Annotated in this window: 1 protein-coding gene; it reads left to right on the forward strand. The window is 40.7% G+C overall.

Features of this window, described 5'->3' with window-relative positions:
* On the forward strand, nucleotides 1–273 hold a 273-nt coding region (locus ACPYOJ_RS35365; protein ID WP_481420389.1), incomplete at both ends, for a hypothetical protein.

The following is a 273-nucleotide window of genomic DNA, read 5'->3' on the forward strand; positions in this document are numbered from 1 at the left end:
TGATCATTCCGTATGGGTTGCTGGGAAAATTCAAGGCCGAAGATGAAACCCAAAATACACGGAATATTACCCGAATCAGGAAATTCAGCATTTTCGGACTCATCATTATGGCATTTGCCTTTTACAAATATTTTATCCTGAAAACTTCGCTGGATTCCGTTGGGCTGATTTCTTTTGTGATTATTGCACAATTGGCTCCTGCCTATTTTGGAGCTATTTTTTGGAGAAGAGGAAACTACAAAGGTGTTTTGGTGGGTTTACTGGCCGGATTGG

It is taken from the genome of Rhizobium sp. SVR5-9E (assembly GCF_056755095.1).